This is a genomic window from Pelomonas sp. KK5 (assembly GCF_001984095.1).
GTDB lineage: Bacteria > Pseudomonadota > Gammaproteobacteria > Burkholderiales > Burkholderiaceae_C > KK5.
In genome coordinates this window covers 1-16,490 of sequence record NZ_LYVQ01000149.1, presented here as the reverse complement: position 1 = coordinate 16,490, position 16,490 = coordinate 1, and the positions used below count along the sequence as shown (strand labels likewise).

13 protein-coding genes and 1 tRNA gene are annotated in these 16,490 nt (G+C 63.2%); 13 read left to right on the top strand and 1 reads right to left on the bottom strand.

The genetic code is table 11. The features are described 5' to 3' along the window. Positions 1-22: 22 nt before the first annotated feature. The 9 genes from B0W88_RS21180 (at position 23) to rpoC (ending at position 12,427) form a co-directional block, all read left to right on the top strand. A tRNA-Trp gene (locus B0W88_RS21180) sits at positions 23-98 on the top strand. Positions 99-225: 127 nt separating this feature from the next. After that, the gene (gene secE / locus B0W88_RS21175; RefSeq protein ID WP_077036618.1) at positions 226-612 is read left to right on the top strand and encodes a preprotein translocase subunit SecE; all 387 of its coding nucleotides are present in this window, start codon (positions 226-228) and stop codon (positions 610-612) included. Between the two features lie 11 nt (positions 613-623). Then, on the top strand, positions 624-1,217 hold the full coding sequence (gene nusG, locus B0W88_RS21170) for a transcription termination/antitermination protein NusG (protein WP_077036617.1): 594 nt from the start codon (positions 624-626) through the stop codon (positions 1,215-1,217). 137 nt (positions 1,218-1,354) lie between these two features. Then, complete coding sequence (gene rplK / locus B0W88_RS21165; protein ID WP_077036616.1) at positions 1,355-1,786, top strand: 50S ribosomal protein L11; 432 nt, start codon at positions 1,355-1,357, stop codon at positions 1,784-1,786. A gap of 2 nt (positions 1,787-1,788) precedes the next feature. After that, entirely contained in the window at positions 1,789-2,496 is a 708-nt protein-coding gene (gene rplA / locus B0W88_RS21160; RefSeq protein ID WP_077036615.1) for a 50S ribosomal protein L1, read from the top strand. A 281-nt stretch (positions 2,497-2,777) separates the two neighbouring features. Next, positions 2,778-3,305 (top strand): 50S ribosomal protein L10, encoded by a 528-nt coding sequence (rplJ, locus tag B0W88_RS21155; RefSeq protein WP_077036614.1) that lies wholly within the window; start codon positions 2,778-2,780, stop codon positions 3,303-3,305. A gap of 51 nt (positions 3,306-3,356) precedes the next feature. After that, on the top strand, positions 3,357-3,737 hold the full coding sequence (gene rplL, locus B0W88_RS21150; RefSeq protein WP_077036613.1) for a 50S ribosomal protein L7/L12: 381 nt from the start codon (positions 3,357-3,359) through the stop codon (positions 3,735-3,737). Positions 3,738-4,079: 342 nt separating this feature from the next. After that, positions 4,080-8,201 (top strand): DNA-directed RNA polymerase subunit beta, encoded by a 4,122-nt coding sequence (gene rpoB / locus B0W88_RS21145; RefSeq protein ID WP_077036612.1) that lies wholly within the window; start codon positions 4,080-4,082, stop codon positions 8,199-8,201. Positions 8,202-8,212: 11 nt separating this feature from the next. Next, the gene (gene rpoC / locus B0W88_RS21140; protein ID WP_077036611.1) at positions 8,213-12,427 is read left to right on the top strand and encodes a DNA-directed RNA polymerase subunit beta'; all 4,215 of its coding nucleotides are present in this window, start codon (positions 8,213-8,215) and stop codon (positions 12,425-12,427) included. A 49-nt stretch (positions 12,428-12,476) separates the two neighbouring features. Here rpoC and B0W88_RS21135 read toward each other — a convergent pair whose 3' ends face one another. Next, positions 12,477-12,923, bottom strand: a complete 447-nt coding sequence (locus B0W88_RS21135) for a putative toxin-antitoxin system toxin component, PIN family (RefSeq protein WP_077036610.1) — start codon at positions 12,921-12,923, stop codon at positions 12,477-12,479. A 170-nt stretch (positions 12,924-13,093) separates the two neighbouring features. On the opposite strand from B0W88_RS21135, the gene rpsL reads away from it, so the two are divergent. The 4 genes from rpsL to B0W88_RS21115 all read left to right on the top strand — a co-directional run. Further along, positions 13,094-13,474 carry a 30S ribosomal protein S12 gene (gene rpsL / locus B0W88_RS21130; protein WP_077036609.1) on the top strand — a complete coding sequence of 127 codons (381 nt, stop codon included), beginning with the start codon at positions 13,094-13,096 and terminating at the stop codon, positions 13,472-13,474. Between the two features lie 146 nt (positions 13,475-13,620). Continuing rightward, positions 13,621-14,091 carry a 30S ribosomal protein S7 gene (gene rpsG, locus B0W88_RS21125; RefSeq protein ID WP_077036608.1) on the top strand — a complete coding sequence of 157 codons (471 nt, stop codon included), beginning with the start codon at positions 13,621-13,623 and terminating at the stop codon, positions 14,089-14,091. A 69-nt stretch (positions 14,092-14,160) separates the two neighbouring features. After that, positions 14,161-16,266, top strand: a complete 2,106-nt coding sequence (fusA, locus tag B0W88_RS21120; RefSeq protein WP_077036607.1) for an elongation factor G — start codon at positions 14,161-14,163, stop codon at positions 16,264-16,266. A 125-nt stretch (positions 16,267-16,391) separates the two neighbouring features. Then, positions 16,392-16,490: GTP-binding protein (locus B0W88_RS21115; protein WP_233151794.1), on the top strand; the 99-nt coding region annotated here is incomplete at its 3' end.

The window sequence follows — 16,490 nt, the reverse complement described above, 5'->3', positions numbered from 1 at the left end:
AAACTGTTTGTTTTTCGGCCGCAGGGGCATAGCTCAATTGGCAGAGCGTCGGTCTCCAAAACCGAAGGTTGGGGGTTCGAGACCCTCTGCCCCTGCCAACTACCGGTAGTCGTCCACCGATTGCAGTAGTTGATTCTTAGAAGGCCAGGCAACCAGCCCGCGGGAGTCCTCCCGGCGGGCTTTGCTGCTGGTGGGTCATCCACCGAAGTGATTGTTGAAAAGTACATGTCCACCACTCCTCAAGTTGAAACAGTGACGACCGGCGCCGACAAGGCCAAGATCGGTGGCGCCGTGGTGCTGCTGATCGCAGGCCTGGTGGCGTTCTACGCGCTGCAGAAGCAGGGCGCGATCGCCCAGTGGGCGGCGCTGCTGGTGCTGCTGGCCGGCGCCGTGGCTGCCTTCTTCGCGTCGGAGTCGGGCAAGTCGCTGGTGGCCTATGGCCGCGACTCGGTCAAGGAAGTGCGCAAGGTCGTTTGGCCCACGCACAAGGAAGCGCGGCAGATGACGCTTTACGTCTTTGCCTTCGTCGTCGTGATGGCCCTGTTCCTGTGGATCACCGACAAGACGCTCGAATGGGCGCTGTACGACCTGATCCTCGGCTGGACGCACTAAGGAAACAAGCGATGAGCGAAGAGCAAGTGAACGTCCCCGCCGCTGACGCCGCACCGGCTGTGCCGACCGGCCTGCCCAAGCGCTGGTATGTGCTGCATGCCTATTCGGGCATGGAGAAGGCTGTCGAGCGCAATCTGCGCGAGCGCATCGACCGCGCCGGCATGGGCGAGAAGTTCGGCCGCATCCTGGTGCCGACCGAAGAAGTCGTCGAGCTGAAGAACGGCAAGAAGTCGGTCTCCGAGCGTCGCTTCTTCCCGGGTTATGTCTTCGTCGAGATGCTGATGGACGACGAGTCCTGGCACCTGGTCAAGCACACCTCCAAGGTGACCGGCTTCATCGGTGGCGCCAAGAACCGCCCGGCTCCGATCTCGGAAGCCGAGGTGATGAAGATCGTCAACCAGATGCAGGAAGGCATCGAGAAGCCGCGGCCCAAGGTCGAGTGGACGGTGGGCGAGATCGTGCGCGTCAAGGAAGGCCCGTTCACGGACTTCAACGGCGCGATCGAGGAAGTCAATTACGACAAGTCCAAGGTGCGCGTCTCGGTCACGATCTTCGGTCGTGCGACGCCGGTGGAACTGGACTTCGCCCAGGTCGAGAAGGTTTGAGTTTCGGTCTGACAGACACCTGGTCTGTCCGTAGTCAGTCTGCGACGAGATGCGGACAAGAGGAGCAAAGGTAACCAGCCCTTTGCGTTAGCACTCAGGCGTTGTGGCCGGCCGGCTATGACGCTGTAGGAGAAAACATGGCCAAGAAAATTATCGGCTTCATCAAGCTGCAAATTCCGGCTGGCAAGGCGAATCCCTCGCCGCCGGTCGGTCCCGCGCTGGGTCAGCGTGGTCTGAACATCATGGAGTTCTGCAAGGCGTTCAACGCCCAGACGCAGGGCTTCGAGCCGGGCATGAAGCTGCCGGTGGTGATCACCGCCTTCGCCGACAAGAGCTTCACCTTCATCATCAAGTCGCCGCCGGCGACCGTGCTGCTGAAGAAGGCTGCCAAGATCGAGAAGGGCTCGCAGCGTCCTCACCTGGACAAGGTTGGCAAGCTGACCCGCGCCCAGCTGGAAGAAATCGTCAAGACCAAGCAGAAGGACCTCACCGCTGCTGACCTGGACGCTGGCGTTCGCACGATCGCCGGCTCGGCCCGCTCGATGGGCATCATCGTGGAAGGTGTCTGATCATGGCTAAGCTGACGAAGAAGCAAAAGGCCCTGGCTGGCAAGGTCGAGACGACCAAGCTGTACGGCCTGACCGCCGCCCTGGACCTGGTGAAGAGCCTGGCCACCGCCAAGTTCGACGAATCGATCGACGTGGCCGTGCAGCTGGGCATCGATGCCAAGAAGTCGGACCAAGTGGTTCGTGGCGCTGTCGTGATGCCCAACGGCACCGGCAAGACCAAGCGCGTGGCCGTGTTCGCCCAAGGCGCCAAGGCTGAAGAAGCCAAGGCCGCCGGCGCCGACGTGGTCGGCATGGAAGACCTGGCAGAGCGCGTGAAGGCTGGCGACATGCCCTTCGACGTGGTCATCGCCTCGCCCGACACGATGCGTGTCGTGGGTACCCTGGGTCAGATCCTGGGCCCGCGCGGCCTGATGCCGAACCCGAAGGTCGGCACCGTGACCCCGGACGTCGCCCAAGCCGTTCGCAACGCCAAGGCTGGCCAGGTCCAGTTCCGCGTTGACAAGGCCGGCATCATCCACGGCACGCTCGGCCGTCGCTCGTTCGACACCGACAAGCTGGAAGGCAACCTGCGCGCGCTGATCGAGGCCCTGAACAAGGCCAAGCCGGCGACGAGCAAGGGCATCTACCTGCGCAAGGTCGCCGTGTCCTCGACGATGGGCGCCGGCGCCCGCGTCGACATCTCGACGATCAACGCGCAAGCCGCCGCTTAAATCCCGGCGCATTCAGTTTGAGGCGCGCCGCGAGTCTGGCAGCGTGCCGATGAATTGGTGGGGCGTGGAAGTCGCAAGACCTCCGCGCGTCATCCAAGACCGCTGGCGCGGCGTCTCCTCAGTCTGAGGGCGCCGCTTAATCAAAGAGTTAGCAACAGCTCTTCAGTCAGCGCAGATGGCGAACCCGCTGCTAAGGAATTCCGTTCCTGAAACAGAAGGTCGCTGAATCCGGTGCCCCGGACGGTCGCGAGACCCAAGGGGCGTAATGTGAGGAGTAGACCTTGAGTCTCAATCGCAACGAGAAGGCAGCCGTTGTCTCGGAAGTGGCAGCGCAAGCTGCCAAGGCCCAGACGCTGGCGCTGGCCGAGTACCGTGGCCTCACCGTGGAAGCCTTGAACAAGCTGCGCGTCGACGCACGTTCCAAGGGTGTCTATCTTCACGTGCTGAAGAACACCCTGGCCCGTCGCGCCGTCGCCGGCACTTCGTTCGAAGCTGCCTCGGATGCCATGGTCGGTCCGCTGATCTACGGCTTTTCGGAAGACGCTGTCGCGGCTGCCAAAGTCATCGCTGACTTTGCCAAGACCAACGACAAGCTCGTCATCAAGGGTGGTGCCTACGGTGGCAAGGCTCTGGACGTCAATGGCGTGAAGGCTCTGGCCTCCGTCCCGTCCAAGGAAGTCCTGCTGTCGCAGATCGCCGGCCTGCTGCTGTCGCCGGTGCAACGCACCGCGGCCGTGCTGGCTGCCCTGGCTGCACAACGTGGTGAAGGTGCTGCTCCCGCAGCCGCCGAAGCCCCGGCTGCCGCCTGATCGACGAACTACCGCGTATCACGCATCCAATCTGTTTTTAGGAAATACATCATGGCATTCGACAAAGACGCTTTCCTGTCCGCTCTGGACAGCATGACCGTTCTGGAACTGAACGATCTGGTCAAGGCAATTGAAGAGAAGTTCGGCGTGTCCGCCGCTTCGATGGCTGCTCCCGCCGCTGGCGGCGCTGGCGGCGGCGCTGCTGCTGCTGCTGAAGAGAAGACCGAATTCAACGTCGTCCTGCTGGAAGCCGGCGCCAACAAGGTGTCCGTCATCAAGGCCGTCCGCGAAATCACCGGTCTGGGTCTGAAGGAAGCCAAGGACCTGGTCGACGGCGCTCCGAAGAACGTCAAGGAAGCCATCGCCAAGGCCGACGCCGAAGCCGCTGTCAAGAAGCTGGTGGAAGCCGGCGCCAAGGCCGAAATCAAGTAATTGGTTTTGCCTCACGGCAGCAAGGAGCGTCCGCAAGGGCGTCTCCTTCAGTGAAAGGGACGCCCCGCGGCGTCCCTTTTGCCGTTTCAATGAGGGTTTTTACCCTTGAGTGCATCTGAAAGCGTCGCATGCGGTATCATGTGCGGTTCTTTCAAGTGTTCTCTGATCCGACTGCAGGGAACCGGTTTGGTCGGACCCGGTGCAATGCCGAGGTTGTCCGCCAGCGGTTGGTAGTGGCCAACCACCAAACACATCGGGCTGCCTGACCTGGGCAGCTCGAGCAGCCAGTCGCCGACGAAGCCCGTCCCACGGCCAGGGATGGGCTCTCGACACGGAGTGTTTATGGCGCAAACAACCCCCTACAGCTATACCGAGCGCAAGCGGATTCGCAAGAGCTTCGGCAAGCGCGCGAGCGTTCTCAACGTTCCCTACCTCCTGACCATGCAGAAGGAAAGCTACGTCGCTTTCCTGCAGAAGGACGTTCCCCCGGCAAAGCGCAAGCCCGAAGGCTTGCAGGCCGCCTTCCTCTCCGCCTTCCCGATCGTGTCGCACAACGGGTTCGTGGAGATGAAGTTCCTCGAATTCAACATCGCCAAGCCGCCGTTCGACACCCGCGAGTGCCAGCAGCGTGGCCTGACCTATGCAGCTGCCGTCCGCGCGCGCCTGCAGATGATCATCTACGACCGTGAATCGCCCCAGGCGAAGACCGTCAAGGAGATCAAGGAGCAGGAGGTCTACATGGGCGAAGTGCCCCTGATGACCGACTACGGCTCCTTCATCGTCAACGGCACCGAGCGCGTCATCGTCTCGCAGCTGCACCGTTCGCCCGGCGTGTTCTTCGAGCACGACAAGGGCAAGACCCACTCGTCCGGCAAGCTGCTGTTCAGCGCCCGCATCATTCCCTACCGCGGCTCCTGGCTGGACTTCGAGTTCGACCCGAAGGACATCCTGTTCTTCCGCGTCGACCGCCGCCGCAAGATGCCGGTCACGATCCTGCTGAAGGCCATCGGCCTGAACCCCGAGCAGATCCTGGCCCACTTCTTCGTCTTCGACAACTTCCGCCTGATGGATTCGGGCGCGCAGATGGAGTTCGTGGCCGACCGCCTGAAGGGCGAGGTCGCGCGCTTCGACATCACCGACAAGTCGGGCAATGTCATCGTCGAGAAGGACAAGCGCATCACCGCCCGCCACACGCGCCAGCTGGAGCAGTCCGGCACGCAGCATGTGACGGTGCCTGAGGACTTCCTGGTCGGTCGCGTGCTGGCCAAGAACATGGTCGACGGCGACACCGGCGAGATCATCGCCAAGGCCAACGACGAGCTGACCGACTCGCTGCTGAAGAAGCTGCGCCAGGCCGGCATCAAGGACATCCAGTGCCTGTTCACGAACGAGCTGGATGAAGGCGCCTACATCAGCCAGACCCTGGCCACCGACGAGACCGTCGACCAGCTGGCTGCCCGCGTCGCCATCTACCGCATGATGCGCCCCGGCGAGCCGCCGACGGAAGACGCCGTCGAGGCCCTGTTCAATCGCCTGTTCTACAGCGAAGACACGTACGACCTGTCGCGCGTGGGCCGCATGAAGTTCAACGCCCGCGTGGGCCGCGACACGCCGGAAGGCGCGATGGTGCTGTCCAACGAGGACATCCTCGACGTGGTCAAGATCCTCGTCGAGCTGCGCAACGGCCGCGGCGAAGTCGATGACATCGACCACCTGGGCAACCGTCGCGTGCGTTGCGTCGGCGAACTGGCCGAGAACCAGTACCGCTCGGGCCTCGCTCGTATCGAGAAGGCCGTCAAGGAGCGCCTGGGCCAGGCCGAGACCGAAGCGCTGATGCCGCACGACCTGATCAACTCCAAGCCGATCTCCGCGGCGCTGAAGGAGTTCTTCGGTGCGTCGCAGCTGTCGCAGTTCATGGACCAGACCAACCCGCTGTCGGAAATCACGCACAAGCGTCGTGTTTCCGCCCTGGGCCCGGGCGGTCTGACCCGCGAGCGCGCCGGCTTCGAAGTCCGCGACGTGCACCCGACCCACTACGGCCGCGTCTGCCCGATCGAAACGCCGGAAGGCCCGAACATCGGCCTGATCAATTCGCTCGCGCTGTTCGCCCAGCTCAACGAGTACGGCTTCCTCGAGACGCCGTACCGCCGCGTGGTCGATGGCAAGGTGACCGACCAGATCGACTACCTGTCCGCCATCGAAGAAGGCAAGTACGTGATCGCGCAGGCCAACGCCTCGCTGAACACCGAAGGCGAACTGGTCGACGAGCTGGTCTCCGCCCGTGAGAACGGCGAATCGGTGCTGACCTCGCCGGAGCGCATCCAGTACATGGACGTGGCGCCGACGCAGATCGTCTCCGTCGCTGCCTCGCTGGTGCCGTTCCTGGAGCACGACGACGCGAACCGCGCGCTGATGGGCGCCAACATGCAGCGCCAGGCCGTGCCGGTGCTGCGTCCCGAGAAGGCTTTCGTGGGTACGGGCGTCGAGCGCGTGGCCGCGAAGGACTCGGGCACCGTCGTCACCGCCCGCCGCGGCGGCGTGGTCGACTACGTGGACACGAACCGCATCGTGATCCGCGTGAACGACAACGAGACGGTGGCCGGCGAAGTCGGCGTGGACATCTACAACCTGATCAAGTATCAGCGTTCGAACCAGAACACGAACATCCACCAGCGTCCGATCGTGAAGCGCGGCGACAAGGTGTCCTCCGAGGACATCATTGCCGACGGCGCCTCGACCGACATCGGCGAACTGGCCCTGGGCCAGAACATGCTGGTCGCGTTCATGCCCTGGAACGGCTACAACTTCGAAGACTCGATCCTGATCAGCGAGCGCGTGATCGCCGAAGACCGCTACACCTCGATCCACATCGAGGAACTGGTGGTCAACGCGCGTGACACCAAGCTGGGCTCCGAGGAAATCACCCGCGACATCCCGAACCTGTCCGAGCAGCAACTGGGCCGCCTGGACGAGTCCGGCATCGTCTACATCGGCGCTGAAGTGAACCCCGGCGACGTGCTGGTGGGCAAGGTCACGCCGAAGGGCGAGACCACGCTGACCCCGGAAGAGAAGCTGCTGCGCGCGATCTTCGGCGAGAAGGCTTCCGACGTGAAGGACACCTCGCTGCGCGTCGACCAGGGCACGCAGGGCACGGTCATCGACGTGCAGGTCTTCACCCGCGAAGGCATCCAGCGCGACAAGCGCGCTCAGCAGATCATCGACGACGAGCTGAAGCGCTTCCGCCTGGACCTGAACGACCAGCTCCGCATCGTCGAGGCCGACGCCTTCGACCGTATCGAGAAGCTGCTGGTCGGCAAGGTCGCCAACGGCGGCCCGCAGAAGATCGCCAAGGGCACCGTCATCAGCAAGGACTACCTGGCTGGCGTCGAGAAGTTCCACTGGTTCGATGTCCGCCCGGCCGAAGACGACGTGGCCAACCAGCTCGAGTCGATCAAGAACGCGCTGGAGCAGACCCGTCACTCGTTCGACCTGGCCTTCGAAGAGAAGCGCAAGAAGCTGACCCAAGGCGACGAGCTGCCGGCCGGCGTGCTGAAGATGGTCAAGGTGTACCTGGCCGTCAAGCGCCGCCTGCAGCCTGGCGACAAGATGGCCGGCCGTCACGGCAACAAGGGTGTGGTGTCCAAGGTCGTCCCGATCGAAGACATGCCCTACATGGCCGACGGCACGCCTGCCGACATCGTGCTGAACCCGCTGGGCGTGCCCTCGCGGATGAACGTGGGTCAGGTCCTGGAAGTGCACCTGGGCTGGGCCGGCAAGGGCATCGGCCAGCGCATCGGCGACATGCTCCAGCAGCATGCGGCGGTGAGCGAGCTGCGCAAGTTCATGGATGAGCTGTACAACCAGAACGGTGGCAAGACGGAGAACGTCGACGAACTGACGGACACCGAAGTCATCGAGATGGCGCAGAACCTGTCCAAGGGCGTGCCCTTCGCGACGCCGGTCTTCGACGGTGCCAAGGAAGAAGAAATCCGCGGCATGCTGAAGCTGGCCTACCCGGACGACATCGCCGCCAAGAAGGGCCTGACCGCCACGCGCACCCAGGCCACCCTGCACGACGGCCGCACCGGCGAGGCGTTCGAGCGCCCGGTCACCGTCGGCTACATGCACGTGCTGAAGCTGCACCACCTGGTGGACGACAAGATGCACGCCCGCTCGACCGGCCCGTACTCGCTCGTCACCCAGCAGCCGCTGGGCGGCAAGGCGCAGTTCGGCGGCCAGCGTTTCGGTGAGATGGAAGTGTGGGCGCTGGAAGCTTATGGCGCCTCCTACATCCTGCAGGAAATGCTGACCGTGAAGTCCGACGACGTGAACGGCCGTACCAAGGTGTACGAGTCCATCGTCAAGGGCGAGCACGCCATCGAAGCCGGCATGCCGGAATCGTTCAATGTTCTTGTCAAGGAAATCCGCTCCCTTGGCATCGACATCGAACTGGAACGTAATTAAGGAGACGCTGCATGAAGGGACTACTCGACCTTTTCAAGCAATTCACCCCTGATGAGCATTTCGATGCCATCAAGATCGGCCTGGCCTCCCCGGAGAAGATCCGCAGCTGGTCCTTCGGTGAAGTCAAGAAGCCTGAGACCATCAACTACCGCACGTTCAAGCCCGAGCGTGACGGCCTGTTCTGCGCCAAGATCTTCGGCCCGATCAAGGACTACGAGTGCCTGTGCGGCAAGTACAAGCGCCTGAAGCACCGCGGCGTGATCTGCGAGAAGTGCGGCGTCGAAGTGACCCAGACCAAGGTCCGCCGTGACCGCATGGGTCACATCGACCTGGCGGCTCCGTGCGCGCACATCTGGTTCCTGAAGTCGCTGCCGTCGCGCCTGGGCCTGGTGCTCGACATGACGCTGCGCGACATCGAGCGCGTGCTGTACTTCGAGGCCTACGTCATCGTCGACCCGGGCATGACCCCGCTGAAGAAGTTCGGCATCATGACCGAGGACGACTACGACGCGAAGCGCGCCGAGTTCGGCGACGAGTTCGTCGCGCTGATGGGCGCCGAGGGCATCAAGAAGCTGCTGGAGGACATGGATCTCGACATCGAGATCGACAAGCTCCGCAACGACATGACCGGCTCCGAGCTGAAGGTCAAGAAGAACTCCAAGCGCCTGAAGGTCATGGAGGCCTTCAAGAAGTCCGGCATCAAGCCGAACTGGATGGTCATGGAAGTGCTACCGGTGCTGCCGCCGGACCTGCGTCCGCTGGTCCCGCTGGACGGCGGCCGCTTCGCGACCTCCGACCTGAACGACCTCTACCGTCGCGTCATCAACCGCAACAACCGCCTGGCCCGCCTGCTCGAGCTGAAGGCTCCTGAAATCATCGTGCGCAACGAAAAGCGCATGCTGCAGGAAGCCGTCGACTCGCTGCTGGACAACGGCCGCCGCGGCAAGGCGATGACCGGCGCGAACAAGCGTGCCCTCAAGTCGCTGGCCGACATGATCAAGGGCAAGGGCGGTCGTTTCCGTCAGAACCTGCTGGGCAAGCGCGTCGACTACTCCGGCCGTTCGGTGATTACCGTCGGCCCGACGCTGAAGCTGCATCAGTGCGGCCTGCCCAAGCTGATGGCGCTGGAGCTGTTCAAGCCCTTCATCTTCAGCCGTCTCGAAGCCATGGGCATCGCGACGACGATCAAGGCTGCCAAGAAGGAAGTCGAATCCGGCACGCCGGTGGTCTGGGACATCCTGGAAGAGGTCATCAAGGAGCATCCGGTTCTGCTGAACCGCGCGCCGACGCTGCACCGTCTGGGCATCCAGGCCTTCGAGCCCGTGCTGATCGAAGGCAAGGCGATCCAGCTCCACCCGCTGGTCTGCGCGGCCTTCAACGCCGACTTCGACGGTGACCAGATGGCCGTCCACGTGCCGCTGTCCATCGAAGCGCAGATGGAAGCCCGCACGCTGATGCTGGCCTCCAACAACGTGCTGTTCCCGGCCTCCGGCGAACCGTCGATCGTCCCGTCGCAAGACGTGGTGCTGGGCCTGTACTACGCCACCCGCGAGCGCATCAACGGCAAGGGCGAAGGCATGATCTTCACGGACATCCCCGAGATGATCCGTGCGCTGGAAAACGGCGCGGTGGAGATCACCGCCAAGATCTCGATCCTGCTGACCGAGTACAGCAAGGGCGAGAACGGCGAGTGGGTGCCCGAGACCAAGCTGGTCGACACGACCGTCGGCCGCGCGCTGCTGTCCGAGATCCTGCCCAAGGGCCTGCCGTTCTCGAACATCAACAAGGCGCTGAAGAAGAAGGAAATCTCGCGCCTGATCAACACGTCCTTCCGCAAGTGCGGTCTGAAGGAGACCGTGGTGCTGGCCGACAAGCTGCTGCAAAGCGGCTTCAAGCTCGCCACCCGCGCCGGCATCTCGATCGCCATCGACGACATGCTGGTGCCCAAGCAGAAGTACGAGCTGATCGACCGCGCGGAGAAGGAAGTCAAGGAGATCGAGCAGCAGTACATCTCGGGTCTCGTGACCGCCGGCGAGCGCTACAACAAGGTCGTCGACATCTGGGGCAAGACCGGTGACGAGGTGGGCAAGGTCATGATGACCCAGCTCTCCAAGCAGAAGACCATCGACCGCAACGGCAAGGAAGTGGAGCAGGAGTCCTTCAACTCCATCTACATGATGGCCGACTCCGGCGCCCGCGGTTCCGCGGCCCAGATTCGCCAGCTCGCCGGCATGCGGGGCCTGATGGCCAAGCCGGACGGCTCGATCATCGAGACGCCCATCACGGCGAACTTCCGCGAAGGCCTGAACGTTCTGCAGTACTTCATCTCCACCCACGGTGCTCGTAAGGGCCTGGCGGACACGGCGCTGAAGACCGCGAACTCCGGCTACCTGACCCGTCGTCTGGTGGACGTGACGCAGGATCTGGTCGTGACCGAGGACGACTGCGGCACCGACAACGGCATCGCCATGCGCGCGCTGGTCGAAGGCGGTGAAGTGATCGAATCGCTGCGCGACCGCGTGCTCGGCCGCGTGACCGCGATCGATGTGCTGCACCCCGAGACGCAGGCCCTGCTGGTCACGCCCGGCAAGATCCTCGACGAGGACCTGCTGGACATGCTGGAGCAGGCCGGTGTCGACGAGATCAAGGTCCGCACGCCGCTGACTTGCGCCACGCGCTTCGGCCTGTGCGCCAAGTGCTATGGCCGCGATCTGGGCCGTGGCGGCCTGGTGAACGTCGGTGAAGCTGTCGGCGTCATCGCCGCGCAGTCGATCGGTGAGCCGGGTACCCAGCTGACGATGCGTACCTTCCACATCGGTGGTGCGGCGTCGCGTGCAGCGATCGCCTCGAGCGTCGATGCCAAGTCGGACGGCAATATCGGCTTCAACGCCACGATGCGCTACGTCACGAACGGCAAGGGCGAGCTGGTGGTGATTTCCCGTTCCGGCGAAATCATCATCTCCGACCCGCACGGCCGCGAGCGCGAGCGCCACAAGGTGCCGTACGGCGCGATCCTGTCGATCAAGGCCGACCAGACCATCAAGGCTGGCACGGTGCTGGCGAACTGGGACCCGCTGACCCGTCCGATCATCACCGAGTTCGCCGGCCGCGCCACCTTCGAGAACGTCGAAGAAGGCGTGACGGTGGCCAAGCAGGTGGACGAAGTGACCGGCCTGTCGACGCTGGTGGTCATCGACCCGAAGCGCCGCGGTGCCGCCAAGGTCATCCGCCCGCAGGTCAAGCTGCTGGATGCCAACGGCCACGAGGTGAAGATCCCGGGTACGGACCACTCGGTGACGATCGGCTTCCCGGTCGGCTCGCTGATCCAGGTGCGCGACGGCCAGGATCTGGCCCCGGGCGAAGTGCTGGCGCGCATTCCTATCGAAGGCCAGAAGACCCGCGACATTACCGGCGGTCTGCCGCGCGTCGCCGAGCTGTTCGAAGCCCGTTCGCCGAAGGATGTCGGCGTGCTGGCCGAGCAGACCGGTACGGTGTCCTTCGGCAAGGAGACGAAGGGCAAGGTTCGCCTGGAGATCACCGATCCGGACGGCAAGAAGCACGAAGAGCTGGTGCCCAAGGAAAAGAACATCCTGGTGCACGAAGGCCAGGTGGTGAACCGGGGCGAGCTGATCGTCGACGGCGCAGCGGATCCGCAGGACATCCTGCGCCTGCTGGGCATCGAGGAACTGGCGCGCTACATCGTCGACGAAGTGCAGGACGTGTACCGTCTGCAGGGCGTGAAGATCAACGACAAGCACATCGAGGTGATCGTTCGCCAGATGCTGCGTCGCGTGACCATCACCAACCCGGGCGACACGCACTACATCCTGAACGAGCAGGTCGAGCGTTCGGAGCTGCTGGACACCAACGACCGCATGCGCAAGGAAGGCAAGCTGATTGCCACCCATGCTGACGTGCTGCTCGGTATCACCAAGGCTTCGCTGTCGACCGACTCCTTCATCTCGGCCGCTTCCTTCCAGGAAACGACCCGCGTGCTCACCGAGGCTGCCATCATGGGCAAGCGCGACGAGCTGCGCGGCCTGAAGGAAAACGTCATCGTCGGCCGCCTGATCCCCGCCGGTACCGGCATGGCCTTCCACGTGGCCCGCAAGGCCAAGGAAGAGATGGACGACGCCGAGCGCCGCTCCATCGCCATCCAGGAAGCCGAGGAACTGGCTGCCGCGCAGATGGCCAGCGTCGACTCGGGCGATTCGGCTGCCGAGTAATCTCGGAGTTAGCTGATAGCGACAAGGGCCACCTTCGGGTGGCCCTTTTTCATGGCTGCTGCGATTTCAGCCAGGCTTCGGGCGTGCCGATCGCAAGCCCGTGTGCGCGGGCGCGCTTCGCTAAGGCCAGGACTGCACGGTCCCGGGAAATCAGCCAGGCGGCCTGCTCGGCGATGGCCAGGTCGATGAACTTCTGGTCGTCCTTGTCGCGGCAGACCAGGCGCACGGCGGGTGCTGGCTCACGTTCGATCATCTCGCAGCGCTCGGCGAAGGTACGCTCGATCAGGTCCAGATCCGGTGCGTAAGCGGCGGCCACGCCGCGGCCAAGCACGTGCTTCAACTCGGCCAGCATTGCCAACTGTCCGATCCAGCGGATACGACCGGTGAGCAGCGCATCGGCCAGCGGCAGCGCACGCGGATCCTTGAAGACGAGCCAGTCCATCACGACCTGCGTGTCGATCACCAGGCGGGGCGGGGGCGGGAGTGGCTCGAACATGGCCGCGCAGAATACTGCGAAATCCCCGGCCGCTTGCGTGTTTACCCCCGTCCGGCCTACAATCGCGGGCTCTTCTGCCGGCAGAGGTGCGCGCGTTCGCGCATGCTTTGCCGCTGAGCCCCTTCGGGCGAGCTAGAAGCAGTGTGATTTCAAACGGGAACAAGTCACTTATGCCAACCATCAATCAGTTGGTGCGCCACGGCCGCGAAGCCGAGGTCACCAAGTCCAAGTCGCCGGCAATGCAGAATTGCCCGCAACGCCGCGGCGTCTGCACCCGCGTCTACACCACGACCCCGAAGAAGCCGAACTCGGCGCTGCGTAAGGTCGCCAAGGTCCGCCTGACCAACGGTTTCGAGGTCATCTCGTACATCGGCGGTGAAGGCCACAACCTCCAGGAACACAGCGTCGTGCTGGTTCGCGGCGGTCGTGTGAAGGACTTGCCCGGTGTGCGTTACCACATCGTGCGCGGTTCGCTTGACCTGCAAGGCGTCAAGGATCGCAAGCAGTCGCGTTCGAAGTACGGCGCCAAGCGTCCGAAGAACAGCAAGTAATTCAAGTCAGTCTGGTTTTGGCGTTAGGCCGAAGCCGAGATTTTTTGCGGTTCACTGAACCGAGTAAGTGGATGGCCCCAACAGCGGTGGTCGTCCAAGGCCAGAGTCAAAAGGCTCGAGCCAACTGAAGCAGAAGGAAGATTCCCATGCCACGTCGTCGCGAAGTACCCAAGCGCGAAATCCTGCCGGATCCCAAGTTCGGCAACGTCGATCTGTCCAAGTTCATGAACGTCATCATGGAATCGGGCAAGAAGGCAGTCGCAGAACGCATCATCTACGGCGCCCTCGAGCAGATCGAAGCCAAGGCCGGCAAGGATCCGGTCGAGGTGTTCATGATCGCGCTGAACAACGTGAAGCCCATGGTCGAAGTGAAGTCCCGCCGTGTCGGCGGTGCGAACTACCAAGTTCCCGTGGAAGTTCGCCCCGTCCGCCGGATGGCCCTGGCCATGCGCTGGCTGAAGGAATCGGCCCGCAAGCGCGGTGAGAAGTCGATGGCCCAACGTCTGGCCAACGAGCTGCTGGAGGCCTCGGAAGGCCGTGGCGGCGCCATGAAGAAGCGTGACGAAGTCCACCGCATGGCCGAAGCGAACAAGGCGTTCTCGCACTTCCGCTTCTAAACTCACTCGTTCCGGCCGCCTCGGGTTTCTACCAACCCGTTGGCGGCTCCTGCCTTTTGGAGTTATCTCATGGCACGCAAGACCCCCATCGAGCGCTACCGCAACATCGGTATCTCGGCGCACATCGATGCTGGCAAGACCACGACGACCGAGCGCATCCTCTACTACACCGGTGTGAACCACAAGATCGGTGAAGTGCATGATGGCGCCGCCACGATGGACTGGATGGAGCAGGAACAAGAGCGCGGCATCACGATCACGTCGGCCGCGACGACCTGCTTCTGGAAGGGCATGGACCTCGCCCGTCCCGAGCACCGCATCAACATCATCGACACGCCCGGACACGTGGACTTCACGATTGAAGTCGAGCGTTCGATGCGCGTCCTGGACGGCGCCTGCATGGTCTATTGCGCCGTGGGTGGCGTGCAGCCGCAGTCGGAAACCGTCTGGCGTCAGGCCAACAAGTACAAGGTGCCGCGTCTGGCCTTTGTGAACAAGATGGACCGCACCGGTGCCAACTTCTACAAGGTCGTCGACCAGATGAAGCTGCGCCTGAAGGCCAACCCGGTGCCCATCGTGCTGCCGATCGGCGCCGAGGAAAACTTCACCGGCGTGATCGACCTGATCAAGATGAAGGCCATCATCTGGGACGACGCTTCCCAGGGCATGAAGTTCGACTACCGCGACATCCCGGCTGAACTGCTGGCTGATGCTCAGAAGTGGCGCGACAACATGGTCGAGGCCGCCGCCGAGTCCAGCGAAGACATGATGAACAAGTACCTCGAGTCGGGCGAACTGACCGAGGAAGACATCATCAGCGGCATCCGCACCCGCACCATCGCCGCTGAAATCCAGCCGATGTTCTGCGGCACCGCCTTCAAGAACAAGGGCGTGCAGCGCATGCTGGACGGCGTGATCGATTTCATGCCTTCGCCGATCGACGTTCCCCCGGTTCCGGGCACGGACGAAGACGACCAGCCGGTGACGCGCGAAGCGTCGGACAGCGCCAAGTTCGCTGCCCTGGCCTTCAAGCTGATGACCGACCCGTACGTCGGCCAGCTGACCTTCGTTCGCGTGTACTCGGGCGTGCTGCAGTCGGGCTCGACCGTCTACAACCCGATCCGCGGCAAGAAGGAACGTATCGGCCGTATTCTGCAGATGCACGCCAACCAGCGTGAAGAAATCTCGGAAATTCTGGCCGGCGACATCGCCGCCTGCGTGGGCCTGAAGGACGTGACGACCGGCGAAACGCTGTGCGATCCGGACTCCATCATCACGCTGGAAAAGATGGTCTTCCCGGAGCCGGTGATCTCGCAGGCCGTCGAGCCGAAGACCAAGGCCGACCAGGAAAAGATGGGTATCGCCCTGGGCCGCCTGGCCAAGGAAGACCCGTCCTTCCGTCTGCGCACCGATGAAGAATCGGGCCAGACCATCATCTCCGGCATGGGCGAACTGCACCTGGAAATCATCGTCGACCGCATGAAGCGCGAGTTCGGCGTGGAAGCCAACGTCGGCAAGCCGCAGGTCGCGTATCGCGAGACGATCCGCAAGACCGCCACCGATGTGGAAGGCAAGTTCGTTCGCCAGTCCGGCGGCAAGGGCCAGTACGGCCACGTCGTGCTGACCGTCGAGCCGCAGGAGCCGGGCAAGGGCTTCGAGTTCGTCGACGCCATCAAGGGCGGTGTGGTTCCTCGCGAATTCATCCCGGCCGTCGAGAAGGGTGTCATCGACACGCTGCCGAACGGCGTGATGGCCGGCTTCCCGGTCGTCGACGTCAAGGTCACGCTGACCTTCGGTTCGTACCACGAAGTCGACTCGAACGAAAACGCGTTCAAGATGGCCGCCTCGATGGGCTTCAAGGAAGCCTGCCGCAAGGCCAGCCCGGTCATCCTCGAGCCGATGATGGCCGTGGAAGTCGAGACGCCTGAAGACTACGCCGGCAACGTGATGGGCGACCTGTCCAGCCGTCGCGGCATGGTGCAGGGCATGGACGACATGGTCGGCGGCGGCAAGGTCATCAAGGCCGAAGTCCCGCTGTCGGAAATGTTCGGCTACTCGACGACCCTGCGTTCGATGTCGCAAGGCCGTGCCACGTACACGATGGAGTTCAAGCACTACAGCGAAGCTCCGAAGAACGTGGCCGACGCGATCATCACCGCTCGCGCAGCCAAGTAAACGTTACTTAAGCTCACTGAATCGTCTTCGCAGCGCGCCTCCCATTTGCCCGTCGGTGGGGTCAAAGGACGCTGCGGAAACGCTAAACCAATAGACGGGTATTGCTCTTTCTTTGGAGATTCCAAATGGCAAAAGGTAAATTCGAACGCACCAAGCCGCACGTGAACGTCGGCACCATCGGTCACGTTGACCATGGCAAGACCACGCTGACGGCCGCCATCGCG

Bases quoted from the DNA above. Each gene is read 5' to 3' on its own strand.
- rpoB (WP_077036612.1), top strand. From the start codon at position 4,080: ATGGCGCAAACAACCCCCTACAGCTATACCGAGCGCAAGCGGATTCGC.
- secE (WP_077036618.1), top strand. From the start codon at position 226: ATGTCCACCACTCCTCAAGTTGAAACAGTGACGACCGGCGCCGACAAG.
- nusG (WP_077036617.1), top strand. From the start codon at position 624: ATGAGCGAAGAGCAAGTGAACGTCCCCGCCGCTGACGCCGCACCGGCT.
- rplL (WP_077036613.1), top strand. From the start codon at position 3,357: ATGGCATTCGACAAAGACGCTTTCCTGTCCGCTCTGGACAGCATGACC.
- rpsL (WP_077036609.1), top strand. From the start codon at position 13,094: ATGCCAACCATCAATCAGTTGGTGCGCCACGGCCGCGAAGCCGAGGTC.
- rplA (WP_077036615.1), top strand. From the start codon at position 1,789: ATGGCTAAGCTGACGAAGAAGCAAAAGGCCCTGGCTGGCAAGGTCGAG.
- fusA (WP_077036607.1), top strand. From the start codon at position 14,161: ATGGCACGCAAGACCCCCATCGAGCGCTACCGCAACATCGGTATCTCG.
- rpsG (WP_077036608.1), top strand. From the start codon at position 13,621: ATGCCACGTCGTCGCGAAGTACCCAAGCGCGAAATCCTGCCGGATCCC.
- rplK (WP_077036616.1), top strand. From the start codon at position 1,355: ATGGCCAAGAAAATTATCGGCTTCATCAAGCTGCAAATTCCGGCTGGC.
- B0W88_RS21135 (WP_077036610.1), bottom strand. From the start codon at position 12,923: ATGTTCGAGCCACTCCCGCCCCCGCCCCGCCTGGTGATCGACACGCAG.
- rpoC (WP_077036611.1), top strand. From the start codon at position 8,213: ATGAAGGGACTACTCGACCTTTTCAAGCAATTCACCCCTGATGAGCAT.